This is a genomic window from Amycolatopsis benzoatilytica AK 16/65, from assembly GCF_000383915.1.
Classification (GTDB): domain Bacteria; phylum Actinomycetota; class Actinomycetes; order Mycobacteriales; family Pseudonocardiaceae; genus Amycolatopsis; species Amycolatopsis benzoatilytica.
The window spans coordinates 4,243,767-4,258,909 of the sequence record NZ_KB912942.1; the positions used below are offsets into that span (position 1 = coordinate 4,243,767).

Here is a 15,143-nt window from a genome sequence, read left to right on the forward strand (position 1 = left end):
CAAATGTGGCTTACTCGAGAGCTGATACAGAAACGAAAAGCCAGTTGCGCGCTTGGTACCCATGTCACGGGGCCCGTCGAACGAACGGCGTAACTCGGGGTTGCAGGGAAGCTGCCTGTGTCCCGGCCGTCGCGCGATCCACAAGCCACGCGACGAGCTGGTCGTCCAGGCCGTCGAGATCGGTCTCGGACTTCGACGGCCTCAGCATTCTCCGCGCCGGACATCACGTCGGCCATCAGGTGCACTTCCATGATCGGGAGTAACACCGCTCTTTTTACCGCCCCGCAGGGCTGGCCAAGGGACAGCTGAGTCTCTGCATTCTTCTCGGTATTGCTTGCCGTGCAACGCATTTGGAAGCCACGAGATCAGCCTCGGAGTCTCCGGCGATCGGCACCGCTGAACGGGTCAAGCAGTTTCGTGCACCGAGATTGCGGCCCCGGGGCAAACGATGGCGGCTTCACGGACGGTCGCGTGCAGTTCGTCGCCGGGGTATTCGTCGAGCAGGAGCACGATGCCGTCGTCCTCGCGCTGGTCGAACACCTCCGGCGCGAGCAGCCTCGCCGGCAGGAGGCCGATCACCTCGGCGAGCAGCAACACTGCTCGCCTTCGGACACGCTCCGCCCTCAGGCGGACTCACGGCGCCCGGACCTCGACCAGGGCGGCCAGGGCGGCCCGGACGGTGCTGCCGAGATCGGCCACCGGGACGGGCCGGCCTTCCTCGAGCCAGGACAGTGTGATCTCGACAATGATCTTGGGAATCAAGGTCGCCACCCAGCGGCGCCGCGCCCGCTGGGGGACCCGGTCGCGCAAATAGGTCTCGGCGATGTGCGCCGCGTCGCTGAACAAGTCCGCCGCGTAGGCCGAGAACGCTGCCTCCCGGGCGGCGTGCTGGAACAGCAGCCGAAAGCCGTCGGGGTCCTCGTCCGCAGCGGTCACGAAGGCGTGCACGGTGTCGCCGGTGTAGCTGTCGGCCGAGCCGACGACCGCGCGCACCCGATCGCGGACGTCGGTCAGCGCGGCCAGGTACAGCTCGTTCTTCGACGCGAAATGCCGGTAGATCAGCACTTTGGTGACGCCGGCTTGCTCGGCGATGTCGTCGAGACTGGTGGCCGCGAAACCATTGCGGGCGAAGGCCTCCGTCGCGGCGCGGATCAGCTGGCTTCGTCGCTCGGGCCGGCGCAGCAGAGTGCGCCCCGGGGTGCGGTCGTCGGGTGCCATGAACTCTCCAAGTGTTGTTCCCCGAGTATACACTTGATAGTGTTAACTCATGAATAAACAGCGTGCCGTCGCGCGGCTCGTCTTCAGCCCCACCCTCCTGCTGAACGTCGTCACGCCGGTGATCGCCTACCAGCTGCTGGTCCATCACGGCGTCGGCAGCACCACCGCATTGATGTACGCCTGCGGCTTTCCGCTGCTGGGCATCGCGATAACCGCCATGCGCAGCCGTCGCCTGGATCCGGTGGCGGTGTTGTCGCTGGTGGCGATCATCGTCGGTCTCGCCGCGGGCCTCGTCCTGGGCAACGGGCGGATCCTGCTGGTCAAGGACTCCATCGTCACCGGCGTCATCGGGGTCCTGTTCCTCCTGTCACTGCTGACCAAGCGTCCGCTGATCGCCGTCCTGCGACGAAAGCTGCTGTCCCGTGAGACGGACCGGCCGCGACGGATGACCGCCGTCTGGGGCGTGGTGCTCGTCGCGGAAGCATCGGTTCGCGTCGCCCTGTCCTTCGCGGTGTCCCCCGGCACCCTGCTGGTGCTCTCGCCCCTGCTGGCGGCGGTCGCGTTCGGGCCGCTGGCGCTGTGGACGCTGTCGAGCCGCCCCGCCGCAACCACGGAAGGAGTTTCGCATGGATCAGCTCCCGTTCGAGCGCGGTGACGACCCGCTCGTCGCCGCCGAGCACTACCGGACAGTGCAGGACCGCTCCGCCGTCGCACCAGTCCGCACCATGGCTGGCGACGCCGCCTGGCTGGTCACCCGCTACGCCGACGTCAAGGCGCTGCTCTCCGACGAGCGGCTGGGCCGCTCGCACCCGCGTCCCGAGCAGGCCGCGCGCATTTCGCCTTCGGCTCTGCTGGGCGGTGCCGCAGGGGATCACGAGAACGAGGAGCGCCAGCACCAGAGATTGCGGCGGCTGCTGGCGCCAGCGTTCTCCGCGCGGCGGATGGGGCAGCTGCAGACCCGGATCGGGGAACTGGTCGACGGCCTGCTCGACGAGATGCGCACTCCCCCGGCCGACCTGCACCTGGCGGTTTCGGTGCCCTTGCCGGTGATGGTGATCTGCGAACTCCTGGGCGTGCCCTACGGTGAGGACGACCGGCTCAGGACGTGGTCGACCGACCTCGCTTCCCTCGACGCGGACCGCTCACAAGCCGCCCTGCGGGACTTCACCGGCTACCTGCACACCCTGATCGAGCACAAACGCGGCAACCCCGGCGACGACGTCATCTCCGACCTCGTCCGCGCCGAAGCAGCGATGACGGACACGGACGTCGCCCGGGTGGCCGCCACCTTGCTGTTCGCCGGGCACGAGACCACCACGGTCCGGATCGACCTCGGAACGCTCCTGCTGATCAGCCATCCCGACCAGTACCGAGCCCTGCGTGCCGACCCGCGGCTCATCGACAGCGCCGTCGACGAAGTTCTGCGGATGTCCACCTTCAGCTCGATCGGCGGGCTGCCCCGCTATGCCAACACGGACCTCAGCATCGACGACGTCACCGTCGCGGCGGGCGACGCAGTCCTGCTCTCGATCGCCGCGGCGAACCGAGACCTCCGGGCGTTCGCCGAGCCCGACACGTTCGACATCACCCGAACACCGAACAAACACCTGGCCTTCGGCCACGGACCCCGCTACTGCATCGGCGCGAGCCTCGCCCGGGTCGAGCTGTGCGAAGTCCTGCGCCGCATCGTCGATCGGTTCCCCCGGCTCGATCTCGCCGTGCCCCGGGAAGAACTGCGAACCCACCGGAAAAGCCTCACCGGAGGCCTGGTTTCCCTGCCGGTGACCTGGTGAACCGGCCAGCTTCGCCGGGAACCGCCCGCGCATCGTGCCGGTTGGGGACGCCCGATCCGCGCGGAAACCGACGACGCGGATATCGGTGAGCTCTAAGCGGCGTCCCCGTTCATTCGGGGCCGTCGCCCGCTCGTCCCTGCCCCGCCGCCGCCCGTTCGATCGAGCAGGCTCCGGCCGCCCGGCGGCTGGTAAGAAACACCGGTACGTCCGCATTCCGGGCGGGCATACCAGGCGCGCGAAGGGGTGCACATGGCTTTCCCAGGTTTGCAGCATGTCGCGATCACCGTGTCCGATCTTCAGCGCAGCACCGAGTGGTACACCAGGCTGTTCGGCGCGGGGCCCGTCCTGGACGAGGACGAAGAAGGCGGCGAGTTCCACCACACGGTTTTCGCCCTCGACGGCGGCATGCTTTTCGGGCTGCACACACACCTCGGCAGGGAAACCCGGGACCGGGCGGACGAACGTCGCACCGGCCTGGACCACGTCGGATTCGCGGTCGCGTCGCACGCCGAATTGGCGGAGTGGGCCAAGAGGCTGGACGAGCTCGGCATCCCGCACGGCGGGGTGAAGAAAGCGCACTACGGCAGCGGCGTTTCCTTCCGCGATCCGGACAACATCCCGCTCGAGTTCTTCGCCGGTCCGGAATAACCACGGCAGCAGGAAAACTATGTGCGATCAGCGGGTAGCCGACGTAATGGCACGCCAGGTCGTCTCAGCGAGGCACGACACCTCGTTCCGGGACCTCCTCGCGGCCCTGCTCGAACACGGCGCGCCGGCGGTACCGGTCGTCGATCCGGCCGGCCGGCCGATCGGGCTCGTCACCGCAGCCGACGTGACAGCGAAGAGCGAGTTCCACGGCGGCGCGGACCGAGTTCCCACGCTCGGCAGGCCGCGCCGACGCAGCCGGTGGCGAAAAGCGGGTGCGCGCACTGCCGCCGAGCTGATGACGGCACCCGCGCCGACGATCGCCGCCGACGCGCCGCTGCACGCGGCGCTCCGGCGGCTCGCGGACGCCAGGTCGGACCAGTTGTGCGTGGTGGACCGGGAAGCCCGGCTGGTCGGGCTGATGTCCCACCGTGACGTCCTGTCCGCGTTTCTGCGGTCGGACGCCGACATCCAGGCCGAGGCCGAAGCCGGCGCGCCGGCGGGCATCGGGGTGCGGGTCGCCGAGGGCGTCGTGACGCTCACCGGCACCGTCGGGCTGAGAAGCGTTGTCGAGCAAGCGGTTCGGGCGGCACAGCGGGTGCGCGGAGTGGTCGCCGTCTGCGACGAGCTCGACTTCCGCTTCGACGACGTCACCGCGCACGGAATGTGAACTCGGCCGATCCGAGGCTCAGCAAAACCCCATCGGCACCTTTTCTCTGCTCGCCCCTGCCCCGAATTCCGCCGGCTGGCAAGTGGTTTCCAGCACCGACATCCACAGGTCGCCATCGGGGTCGACCTGGTTGCGGCGGCTGGTCATCAGCGACAGCGGAACGTGCACGAAGCGCCGCCGCCAGCGCGCGACAGCGGCGGCGGTGCGGCCCGCCATCGCGGCGTGCACTGCGGCATGCGCCAGCCGCAGGCAATAGACGCTGTCGTAGGGGTTGGCCGCGATGCTCCGGATCGCGTAGCTCGGGTCGATGTAGCGCATCGTGGGAGGAAGGCCGGCCGCGGTCAGGTGCGCGGCAATGCGGTCTTTGAGCAGCTCCCCCACGTTGCCGAGCTTGACGTTGCCCGACGCGTCCGTGCCGCGCCCGTTCCGGTGCGCCGCACCGGGTTGGTCGAGCAGGTCCTGCCCTGCCCCTTCGGCCAGGACGATCACGACGTAGCCCTTCGCCCGCACGCGCTGCTCGACGTGGGCGAGCAGGCCGTCCGGCCCCTCGAACGCGAAGGGGATCTCCGGGATCAGCACGATGTCCGCACCGTTGGCGGCCAGCGCGGCATAGCTGGCGATGAAGCCGGAGTGCCGGCCCATCAGCTTCACGATCCCGACCCCGTTCGGGCTGGACGCGGCCTCGACGGAGACCGACGAGATGAAGTCCGTCGCCCGGGCGAACGCGCTTTGGAAACCGAACGACTGGTCAGTGAAGGGCAGGTCGTTGTCGATCGTCTTCGGCACCCCGATGACCGCGATGTCGAGCCCGCGCGCCCGGATCGCGTCGCTGAGGTACGTCGCGGCGCGCATCCCGCCGTCACCGCCGATGACGAACATGATGTCGACGCCCCGCAGAACAAGGCTGTCGACCATCTCGTCGGCGTCCTGGCCGCCTCGCGAGCTGCCCAGGATCGTGCCGCCGTCCTTGTGGATGTCGCGAACGTGCGCGGGCGTCAGGTCGACGGTGTCGTGCCGGTGTTCGGCGGTGAGCCCCTGCAGGCCGTTCCGGAAACCCAGGATTCGCTTCACCTGATAATGCACCGCGAGTTCCTGGACGAGACCGCGGATGACGTTGTTCAGCCCCGGGCACAGCCCTCCGCAGGTGACGATGCCGGCGGTGACCCGCGCCGGGTCGAAGTAGATCTTCCGGCGCGGGCCGGCCCCTTCGAAGCTCGGAACGCGCGCCGGCGGGAGGCGATGCTCGGCGAGCATCGACACGGTGTCCTCGAGCAGGACCCGGTCGCCGTCCGCGACATAGTGCGGAGAAGTCTGTTTCGTCGACAACATCTCGGCGAGAGGCGAATCGTAACGACACTCGCCGAGATGACGAACGCGGAGGTCGTCCAGATGCAGCGTCACCGAATCTCCCTGGTCGTGCGGACAGCGTGGATCACTCGAAGGTGGTGTGGGTGAGGTAGCGGATCTCGCCCCGGGAAATCAGCAGCGATTCGCAAGTGGTCTTGCCGTCGCAGTTCCGGGGGCGATCGAGGAGCGATCCCCCGGTGACCCCGGTCGCGACGAAGAAGGCATCGCCAGCCGCGAGTTCGTCGCATTCGTAGACGCGGTCCAGCGACATGCCCGCCGCTCGGATCGCGTCCGCCTCTTCGTCCCGTTGCGGGGCGAGGCGGCCCAGCATCCCGCCGCCCAGCGCGCGGACCGCGGCCGCGGTCATCACGCCTTCGGGCGTGCCGCCGACGCCGAGCAGCAAGTCGACGTCGAGCGTCGGCAAGAGCACCGCAAGGCTTCCGCCGACATCGCCGCCCGCCGGAGTCTGCACCGCCGCACCGGCCCGCAGCACGCGCGCGATCAGGTTCTTGTGCCGCGGCTTGTCCATGATCATCACCCGGAGCTCGCAAACCTTCTTGCCGAGCGCGGCGGCGACGTTCTCCAGGGTGCGCTCCGGCGGGTCATCGAGATCGACGACGTCCTTCGCCGGCGGCGGCACGACGATCTTGTCCATGTAGAACCCCGGTCCGGGCGACCAGAGGGTGCCCGGCTCGCCGAACGCGATCGTCGCCAGGGAGCCCGGAAGATCCTTGGCGCAGAAGGACGTTCCTTCCAGCGGGTCGACGGCGATATCGAAGTCCGGGCCGTTGCCGGTGCCGACGATCTCGCCGTTGAACAACATCGGGGCGTCGTCCTTTTCGCCCTCCCCGATGACCACGGTTCCCCGGCCGGGAGCCTCCGCCAGCGCCTCGCGCATCGCCTTGGTGGCGGCCGCGTCGGCGGCCTTCTGGTCGTACCGGCCCACCCAGGCGTAGCTGGCGACGGCGGCGCTGCGGGTCGTGGCCAGCGCCACCGCCTCCAGTGCGTGGATGTCGACGCACGTGCGCGGTGCGACCTCAGTCTGACACTGCATTTCGGGCTCCCATTTCGATCGGTCGCATCAGGACGGCGAGGCGGCTATTCGAGATTCGCGTGCAGCCGCCACAGTTCGCGGGCTTGGCTGCCGCTGGTCTGCCACAGCGCGTGGAACAGCGAATCCGTGATCAGCAGAACGGATTGCTCGAACAGGCTGCCGGCGTACTGGACGGAGGCGTTCCCGTCGAAGTCCTGCTTGTCCGCGGCCGGGATGATCAGCACCTCGGTCGCGGTTTTGGCCAGTGCCGATTCGGCTGACGTGGTCAGCGCGATCACGTCGGCGCCCTGGGCGCGCGCGGTCTCCGCGGCGCGCACCACCCGAGCGGTCGACCCGGAGCCCGATGCCGCGACCAGGACGTCCCGTTGACCGATCGCCGGGGCCGTGACCTCGCCGACGACGTGCGTCGGAAGGCCGAGGTGCATGAACCGCATCGCGGCCATCTGCAGGGCGAGCCCGCTCCGGCCGGTGCCGATGGTGAACACCGCCGGCGCCTTGAGCAGCAGTGCGCCGGCTCGGAGCCACGCCGCGGACTGCACCGCCGCGCTCACCCGGTCCACCTCGCCGACGACCGCACGGGTCGCTCCGGTGAAGAGGGCAACGTCCAGTTTCTTCGGAATCGTATTCGTCAACGAGATCTTCCTCCACTCGCGGGCGGGCGACCTTGGCACGTCGCCTGCGCTGCCATCGCGCGGGCCAATCTGCTTAGACCACAAGGATTCTCTACTGCCTGCCCGACCAGCAAGGCTTGCGGCATCAGGAAAACCTATCCCCTGATTGGGATGACGAATACTGACGGCGAAAAGAAAGCGGCCCCGGCGGAGACACCGCCGGGGCCGCTTCGTGCAGGCGTACCGTTCAGGAGGATCCCATCAGCCCTTGTGGACGCGTTTCGGGCAGATGTTCCCAGATCCCTCCTGCCGCCTGCGGCAACAGCATCACCGCCGAACGGAGCGCACGCTTCGGCGTGCGGCTTCCACCACGGCGTCGACGGTGATGCCGAACTGGCTGTACAAGGTCTTGAAATCCGCCGAAGCGCCGAAGTGCTCCAGCGACACGATCTCGCCGGCATCGCCGACAAACCGGTGCCACGGCTGCGCGATCGCCGCTTCGACGGCCACCCGGGCCCGCACCGAAGGAGGCAGCACCTCTTCCCGGTAAGCCTGGTCCTGCCGGTCGAACCACTCCACGCACGGCATCGACACGACCCTCGTGGGAATCCCCTCGGCCTCCAGTGTCTTCCTGGCCGCTACCGCCAGCTGCACCTCGGAACCGGTGCCGATCAGCACCAGCTCGGGGGTGCCGGTCGACGCCTCGGCGAGCACATAGCCGCCGCGCCCGACGCCCTCGGCCGAGGTGCCCTCCAGCGTCGGCACGTTCTGCCGGGTGAGCGCGAGCCCGGTCGGGCCGCCGGTGTTTTCCAGTGCGGCTTTCCAGGCGTAGGCGGTCTCGTTCGCATCCGCCGGGCGGGCCACCGACATTCCCGGGATCGCACGCAAGGAGGCCAGCTGTTCGACCGGCTGATGCGTCGGCCCGTCCTCGCCGAGACCGATCGAGTCGTGCGTCCACACGTAAATGACCGGCAGTTCCATCAGCGCGGCCAGCCGCACCGCCGGGCGCATGTAGTCGCTGAAGATCAGGAACGTTCCGCCGTACGGCCGAGTTCCGCCGTGCAACGCGATGCCGTTGAGGATCGACCCCATCGCGTGTTCCCGGATGCCGAAGTGCAACGTGCGCCCGTAGGGCTGCGCGGTCCAGGCATCCGTGGAGATCTCGGCTGGACCAAAGGAATCCGCGCCCTTGATCGTGGTGTTGTTGCTCTCGGCCAGATCCGCCGACCCGCCCCACAGCTCGGGCAGCACCTCGCCGAGCTTGGCCAGCACCGCGGCCGACGCTTTGCGGGTGGCGACCCCCTTTTCATCAGGCTCCCAGACGGGCAGCTCGTCCGCCCAGCCAGCGGGGAACTCGCGTGTGCTCAGGCGGTCCAGCAGGACCTTGCCTTGCGGGTTGCTCCGCGCCCAGGCGTCGAACTCGAGCTGCCACTTCTCGTGGTCCGCCCGGCCCCGTGCGGCCGCCTCGCGAGCGTGGCGCAATACCTCGTCCTCGACCTGGAAACTCCGCTCCGGATCGAAGCCGAGAGCACGCTTGACCGCGCCGAGTTCCTCCGCGCCCAGTGCGGCGCCGTGCACCCCGCCGGTGTTCATCTTCGTCGGTGCGGGATAGCCGATGACGGTGCGCAGCACGATCAGCGTCGGACGGACGGTCTCCGCCTTGGCTTGCTCGATCGCGCGGAGGAACCCGGCTACGTCCTCGCCGCCGTCCACGGTGAGGACGTGCCAGCCATATGCCTCGTAGCGCTTCGCGGTGTCCTCGGACAGCGCGATGCGCGTGTCGTCCTCGATGGAGATCTCGTTGCTGTCGTAGATCACCGTGAGGTTGCCGAGCTGCTGGGTTCCGGCCAGCGACGACGCCTCGGACGTGACGCCCTCTTCGATGTCGCCATCGGAGGCGATCACGTAGACCTGGTGGTCGAACACGCTCGTGCCCGGTTCCGCTTCCGGGTCGAACAGGCCGCGCTCGCGGCGGGCCGCCATCGCCATGCCGACCGCGCTGGCCAGACCTTGGCCCAGCGGGCCGGTGGTGATCTCGACGCCCTTCGTGTGCCCGTATTCGGGGTGGCCCGGGGTCAGCGAGCCCCACGTGCGCAACGCCTTCAGATCGGCCAGCTCCAGCCCGTAGCCCGAGAGGAACAGCTGGATGTACAGGGTCAGGCTGGAATGCCCGGCGGACAGCACGAACCGGTCGCGCCCGATCCACTCCGGGTCGCTGGGATCATGCCGCAGAACCCGTTGGAACAGCGCATAAGCGACCGGCGCGAGGCTCATGGCGGTGCCCGGGTGCCCGCTCCCGCACCGCTCGACCGCGTCCGCCGCCAGCAGGCGGACGGTGTCCACCGCACGCTCGTCCAGACTGGTCCAGTCTTCCGGGAGCCGCTTGGCCGTCAACCGGGCAATCTCGTCAGGGGATTGGTTTGCTGCCATGGAAGCGTACTCCCGAAAGTGTCGATTCTTCATGGATTCCGGAAAAAGCAGATCCGGCCCGCCGCGCGCCGAGCGCACGCCCGGCGCGCGGCGGGCGGGTGGGTCAGGCGGCGAGCTGGCGCAGCTCACGCGCGGCGGCTGCCGGATCGGCGGCGTTGTAGATCCCGCCCCCGACCACCGCCACCGCCGCACCAGCGTCCTTGACCAGCCCGATCGTCGCCGCCTTCACCCCGCCCGCGATCGAGAACGCCACCCCGGCCTCGCGCCCGTCCGCCAGCAGCGTGTCGATCGAATAACCCGGACGCGCCTGCTCGTCCAGACCCGCATGGATCTCCACGAACGACACCCCCAGCTTCGCCACCTCCCGAATCCGCGCCACCCGGCCCTCGGTCACCGCGATCATGTCCGCGACCACCTCCTTGCCGTACTTGCGCCCCGCCGCCACCGCCCCCCGCACCGTGTCGTCGTCCGCCGCCCCCATCACCGTCACCAGATCCGCCCCCGCCTCGAACGCCAACGTCGCCTCCAGCTCCCCCGCGTCCGCCGTCTTCAAATCCACGAACACCAGCTTGTCCGGATGCGCCGCCTTCACCGCCGTCACCGCCGAAATCCCCGCCGACTTCACCAACGGCGTCCCCAGCTCCAAAATATCCACCTCCCCCGCCACCTGACGCGCCAACGCCAACGCCGAACCCAAATCCAGCACATCCAACGCAACCTGCAACCGCACGACAAACTCCTTCGCACTCGCCGATAAACTCCGCTCCACCATCACCTCGCCGGCCCGCGCACAGCAACACTTCGCCACATGCGCAAACACAATCCCCCGATACGTACAACCAATGCCTCTCGGCCGCGCCGCGGAAATTACGATTGAGCTCGTGTCGAATAAATCATTGATTGCGCCGTCCATCCTCTCCGCCGATTTCGCCCGGCTCGCCGACGAAGTGGCTGCCGTGCAAGGACGTGCCGATTGGCTGCACGTGGACGTCATGGACGCGCATTTCGTCCCGAATCTGACCCTGGGCCTGCCGGTCGTGCAGTCGCTGCTGGCGACGACCGACCTCCCCCTGGACTGCCACCTGATGATCGAGAACCCGGACCGGTGGGCGATCGGCTACGCGGAAGCGGGCTCCTACAACGTGACGGTGCACGTCGAGGCCGCGAACGATCCGGTCATGCTCGCGAAGAACGTGCACGCGGCGGGGTCGAAAGCGGGACTCGCGATCAAGCCGAAGACCCCGCTGGAGCCGTATCTGGACGTGCTCAAGCACTACGACACCCTGCTGGTGATGTCGGTGGAGCCCGGTTTCGGCGGGCAGAAGTTCATCGCCGAGGTACTGGACAAGGTGCGCGCCGCGCGGCGGCTGGTCGACGCCGGGCACCTGAACCTGGTGGTGGAGATCGACGGCGGCATCAACCGCGACACGATCGAGCAAGCAGCCGAGGCCGGCGTCGACTGCTTTGTGGCCGGCTCGGCGGTTTACGCGGCCGATGACCCGGCGCGCGCCGTGGATGCGCTGCGCCTGCAGGCCGAAAACAGCAAACGCTGAGCAGCGCCCTCTGGCGAGCAGGGGCGGCGACCGCGAAACCAGTCCGGCTGCCCCGGGGAGTTCTCCGCAGCCAGGTTCCCGGCCGCCGCGGAACTCAGATGCCGAGCATCCTCCGCAATTCGGGAGCCTGCCGCCGCGAAACGGGAACCGAATCATGCGACCTCGGGTCCATGATCAGGAACAGCTCGCCTTTGATGCCCCGTTCCAGCTCGGCCACCCGGCGCAGGTTCACCAGGAATCGCCGGTGCACCCGGCTGAACCCGCACGACATCAGCGACCGCTCGATGTTGTCCAGCCCCCGGGTCGCGGCCTGCATCCTTCCGCGTTCCGTGTTCAGCCACACGATATTCCGGTCGGCCTCGGCGTAGCGGATTTCGGACGGGGCGAGCAGCACCAGCCGCTCGTTGCGGATCCCGACGATCCGCCGGGGCAGCGGGCCCACCGCGGCTTCCACGCGTTCCTCGTACGGTTCGCCGTCTCGCACCCCGAACAGGCACAGCATCCCTACCACGTGGTCCGAGTCGAGGACCGGCCTCAGGGTCACCGGGGTGGCGTCCTCTCCCGGGCTCACCGGCAGGCAGGCGTAGCCGCTCCATCGAGCCGGCCCCTGCGCGCGCTCCTTGGCCCACCGCACCACTTCGGGCAGCCCGGGAATGTCCGGGGTCCAGCGTTTCGCCGGTTCGGTCGCGCCCGCTGAAATACCGCTTCCGGGAGTCAGCCCGAGAAGCGTCACCGCCTCGTCGTTGGCCGCGATCACGTTCCCGCCCCGGTCCATCGCCAGGAACGGCTCGGCGACCTGATCGCATTTCCGGTTGAACTCGGAGATCACTTTGTCGGCCTCGTAGATGGCACGCCGGTAGATCTCCTGCTCGACGCAGGCGGCCGCCTTCGTCAGCCACGCCGGCACCAGCTCGGACAGCGCCGCGTTCCACCGCGAAATGTTGATCGACGCGACCGGCGAACCGGTCACCACGTCGCGGATCGAGATGCCCGCGCAGGACCACCGGTGGAACGCTTCGCACCAATGTTCCGGCCCGGTCACGGTCACCGGACCGGACACCTCCAGCGAAGTGCCCATCCCGTTCGTGCCGGTGCACTGCTCCGACCAGGAGGACCACGGGGCGAGGTTGTGCAGCTCGGCCCGCCGCTGCGCGCTGGGGTCACCCCAGGCACCGAGAACGCGCCCGTCCCCGTCCGCGACGGTGACAACGGCGCCATCGTGGTCCACTTCACGACCGGCCAGCGCCCCAAGGCCGCCGAGCGTCGTGAAGATGACACCGTTGTCGAGCCGCTGGACGTCGTCGCCCCTCGCTCCCGGCGCGACATCGAGAGTCCGGTCCACCTCGTACCGGTCCCGGCAGCGGTACCAGGACGCCAGGATCTCCGGGCGAACGCCGGTTTCGATGTCCTCGCCCGCGGCGAAGCTCTCCCAGGCCCGAGCTACTTCTCTCGCTGACGACGAGGCTTCCAGAGCACCGCCCGCCGGAATGCCGCGTCTGCCGGACTCACTCGGTGCAATCGCCAACGGCGGCACGCTCACGGTCATCGCGACCTCCTCGTCGCCTCGAGCACCAGGGCCTCAGGGACCGCCGGGCTGTGACAGCGGTTACAAACGTAGCTCGGAGCAGCACATCATTACAAGACATGACCACGTCGTCCGGTTACCAAGTTGTAGACAAACAAGATCAGTCTCGCGCCGCCCACAGGCGTTCCAGATTTCCCATCAGGCGGGACAACTTGCCCGGCTCGTGGCCGAGCAGCGAAAAATCGTTCCGCACAACGCCGCCCAGGTCAAGCCGCACGCCGCACCCTTCGAAGAGTAGGGCAGGCCAGCGCTCTCCGGGCCGGTGCGCCGCTAGTGCGCGGACGACCGCCGGTCATCCTCGTTCCGCAGCCGTTCATCCGGCATTCGCCCGCAGTCATCCCGCTTGGCTTGCCGCCGCGCCGACCCGAAGCCTAGCTTCCCAGGGCAGCCAACCGACCCGGGCTGCACTCGTTCGGATCGGCACCGGACCAAAGGCGGTCTCACATGGCGGACGTACGCCGACTCGATTCGGCATCACGCAACCGTGGCGAACCAACGGTGCACCAAGCCTGGGAACGTTTCGTCCGGGGCGAGGACGACCTCCGCGGCGTGCGGCCCGAGGTCGCGATTTCCTGGCACCGGTGCCGGGACCAGTTCCGGGTCGATCCCCTGCTCACCGAAGCGCCGGTCGCCGTCGCCGAAGTCGACCAGGCGCTGGAGCGCGACGTCGTCATCGCGGAACTCGGCTTCCGCGCCGCCGCGCTCGCGCACGAGGTCAACGCCGGCGGCGGCATCGTGACCATCACCGACGCGAGCGGCCGCGTCCTGGCCCAATGGGGCGACCCGGCCACTCGCACCGTCGCCTCCGCGGCCAACCTGGCACCGTGGTTCTGCTGGTCCGAGGGGGCCGCCGGAACGAACGGCATGGGCACCGCGCTGATGTCCTATGCGCCGGTGGTGATCCGCGGCGCGGAACACTGGTGCCAGGCGTTCCACGAGTGGAACTGCGCCGGCGTCGCGATCCGGGACGTGGTGACCAGGGAATCGGTCGCAGTACTCAACATTTCGTGCTGGCGCACCGATCTTCCCGGCGCGGCCGGGGCTTGGCTCAGCAACGCCGCCACGATGACGCAGCGCATCCTGCGCCGGCGTGCCCAAGACGACGGCACCCAGCTGATGGCGTCCTTCAACGACGCCAGGGCGCGCTCAAGCGCGGCGCTCGCGGCAGTCGACCCCTCGGGGCGGGTGGTGCTCGCCGACGACACAGCGAGCGTGCTTCTCGGCATCCCCGGCTCGACGCCCGCCCCCGATCCCGCAGTGCGATGGAAACCGGAATTGCCCGAGTTCATCCAGGCTTCCGTCTATGCCGCGAAAGAGGCGACGCGCAATCACGACTGGCTCGGCTCGACGCAGATTTTCACCCGGCTCGCCGCCGAACCCATCCCGATCAGCTTCCGGCCGGTGTTCCTGTCCGGGCACCTGCTGGGCAACCTGGTGACCTTCGGCGCGTCCGAAGGGGTTCCGCTGCCCCGGTCCGGCGAGGACCGCCCGCTGGGGGCGCAGCCGCACCGAATGGTCGCGACCCGAGAGAACCGGATGGTGCTGCTGCGGCATCCGGAAGTCTCGTTCGCCCAGTCGGACGGCAACGACGTGTGGCTGTCGACCGACCAAGGACGGCTGCGCTCCGCCTCGCCCGGCCTCGACAAACTCGAAACCGAACTGGGCGACGCCGGCTTCCTGCGAGTGCACCGCCAGTACGTGGTGAACCTGAGCCGCATCCGCGAGGTCGAGCGGGGGTTCAAGGGCGAACTGTTCCTGGTCATGGACGACCAGGAACAGACCATGGTGCCGGTTTCCCGGCGGAACACCCCGGCGGTGCGGCGGGCGCTGGCGATCTGAGGCGCTTCAGCCGCGGTACCGGTGCACCTCGCACACGCAGTACATGAGACGGCAACTGCAGCACGCCGGCTTGCCGGCGCACACGATGCACGGCCCGCACTGCACCGGCTCGGTATGACGCGCACGTTCCTGCGGCCGGTACTCCTCCCCGCAACTCCAGCAGGACAGCAGTTCGACTCCAGGTTCCGGCTTCGCCGTTGACGACTGGCTCATTCCAGCTCACCTTTCCGGTCGTTGCCTATCGTGAAAAACGCCCGCCCGGTGCTCGAATCGTCGGGGCGAGTCGAGCACCGGGCGGGCAATAAGAGCATGTCTCGTGTGGTGCAGTTGGCGGGCGGACTCCTCCGTGAAGGGCCCCTTGAGGGAATCTAAGTCCGGTAAGGGGCCCTTCACGGACG

The 15,143-nt window shown here is 68.6% G+C and carries 14 protein-coding genes; 6 read left to right on the forward strand and 8 right to left on the reverse strand.

Annotated elements, in window-relative coordinates:
• Positions 1–405: 405 nt before the first annotated feature.
• Positions 406–597, reverse strand: coding sequence for a ferredoxin (locus AMYBE_RS41985; RefSeq protein ID WP_020661071.1), 192 nt, complete (start codon positions 595–597; stop codon positions 406–408).
• A 36-nt stretch (positions 598–633) separates the two neighbouring features.
• Positions 634–1,218 carry a TetR/AcrR family transcriptional regulator gene (locus AMYBE_RS46670; RefSeq protein ID WP_020661072.1) on the reverse strand — a complete coding sequence of 195 codons (585 nt, stop codon included), beginning with the start codon at positions 1,216–1,218 and terminating at the stop codon, positions 634–636.
• A 49-nt stretch (positions 1,219–1,267) separates the two neighbouring features.
• On the opposite strand from AMYBE_RS46670, the gene AMYBE_RS0119500 reads away from it, so the two are divergent.
• The 4 genes from AMYBE_RS0119500 to AMYBE_RS0119515 all read left to right on the forward strand — a co-directional run bounded on the left by AMYBE_RS0119500 (position 1,268) and on the right by AMYBE_RS0119515 (position 4,326).
• On the forward strand, positions 1,268–1,873 hold the full coding sequence (locus AMYBE_RS0119500; RefSeq protein ID WP_020661073.1) for a VC0807 family protein: 606 nt from the start codon (positions 1,268–1,270) through the stop codon (positions 1,871–1,873).
• Complete coding sequence (locus tag AMYBE_RS0119505) at positions 1,845–3,011, forward strand: cytochrome P450 (protein WP_020661074.1); 1,167 nt, start codon at positions 1,845–1,847, stop codon at positions 3,009–3,011. Before AMYBE_RS0119500 ends, AMYBE_RS0119505 begins: the two co-directional genes overlap by 29 nt.
• A 249-nt stretch (positions 3,012–3,260) precedes the next feature.
• The gene (locus AMYBE_RS0119510) at positions 3,261–3,659 is read left to right on the forward strand and encodes a VOC family protein (protein WP_020661075.1); all 399 of its coding nucleotides are present in this window, start codon (positions 3,261–3,263) and stop codon (positions 3,657–3,659) included.
• Positions 3,660–3,678: 19 nt separating this feature from the next.
• Positions 3,679–4,326, forward strand: a complete 648-nt coding sequence (locus AMYBE_RS0119515) for a CBS domain-containing protein (RefSeq protein WP_027927813.1) — start codon at positions 3,679–3,681, stop codon at positions 4,324–4,326.
• 18 nt (positions 4,327–4,344) lie between these two features.
• Here AMYBE_RS0119515 and AMYBE_RS0119520 read toward each other — a convergent pair whose 3' ends face one another.
• The 5 genes from AMYBE_RS0119520 to hxlA all read right to left on the reverse strand — a co-directional run bounded on the left by AMYBE_RS0119520 (position 4,345) and on the right by hxlA (position 10,498).
• A complete protein-coding gene (locus AMYBE_RS0119520) occupies positions 4,345–5,727 on the reverse strand; it encodes an ATP-dependent 6-phosphofructokinase (protein ID WP_020661077.1) in 1,383 nt (460 codons plus the stop codon).
• A gap of 31 nt (positions 5,728–5,758) precedes the next feature.
• Complete coding sequence (gene glpX / locus AMYBE_RS0119525) at positions 5,759–6,727, reverse strand: class II fructose-bisphosphatase (RefSeq protein ID WP_020661078.1); 969 nt, start codon at positions 6,725–6,727, stop codon at positions 5,759–5,761.
• A gap of 44 nt (positions 6,728–6,771) precedes the next feature.
• Positions 6,772–7,359 carry a 6-phospho-3-hexuloisomerase gene (gene hxlB, locus AMYBE_RS0119530; protein WP_020661079.1) on the reverse strand — a complete coding sequence of 196 codons (588 nt, stop codon included), beginning with the start codon at positions 7,357–7,359 and terminating at the stop codon, positions 6,772–6,774.
• Positions 7,360–7,665: 306 nt separating this feature from the next.
• Positions 7,666–9,768: a transketolase gene (gene tkt / locus AMYBE_RS0119535; RefSeq protein WP_211226834.1), complete on the reverse strand. Its 2,103-nt coding sequence runs from the start codon at positions 9,766–9,768 to the stop codon at positions 7,666–7,668.
• Between the two features lie 103 nt (positions 9,769–9,871).
• On the reverse strand, positions 9,872–10,498 hold the full coding sequence (gene hxlA / locus AMYBE_RS0119540; protein ID WP_020661081.1) for a 3-hexulose-6-phosphate synthase: 627 nt from the start codon (positions 10,496–10,498) through the stop codon (positions 9,872–9,874).
• A gap of 166 nt (positions 10,499–10,664) precedes the next feature.
• On the opposite strand from hxlA, the gene rpe reads away from it, so the two are divergent.
• A complete protein-coding gene (rpe, locus tag AMYBE_RS0119545) occupies positions 10,665–11,321 on the forward strand; it encodes a ribulose-phosphate 3-epimerase (protein ID WP_020661082.1) in 657 nt (218 codons plus the stop codon).
• Between the two features lie 94 nt (positions 11,322–11,415).
• Here the strand turns inward: rpe and AMYBE_RS0119550 are convergent, their stop codons facing one another.
• A complete protein-coding gene (locus tag AMYBE_RS0119550) occupies positions 11,416–12,867 on the reverse strand; it encodes a DNA-binding protein (protein WP_020661083.1) in 1,452 nt (483 codons plus the stop codon).
• A gap of 483 nt (positions 12,868–13,350) precedes the next feature.
• Between AMYBE_RS0119550 and AMYBE_RS0119555 the strand changes: the two genes are divergently transcribed.
• Positions 13,351–14,745: a DNA-binding protein gene (locus AMYBE_RS0119555; RefSeq protein WP_027927815.1), complete on the forward strand. Its 1,395-nt coding sequence runs from the start codon at positions 13,351–13,353 to the stop codon at positions 14,743–14,745.
• Positions 14,746–15,143 lie beyond the last annotated feature (398 nt).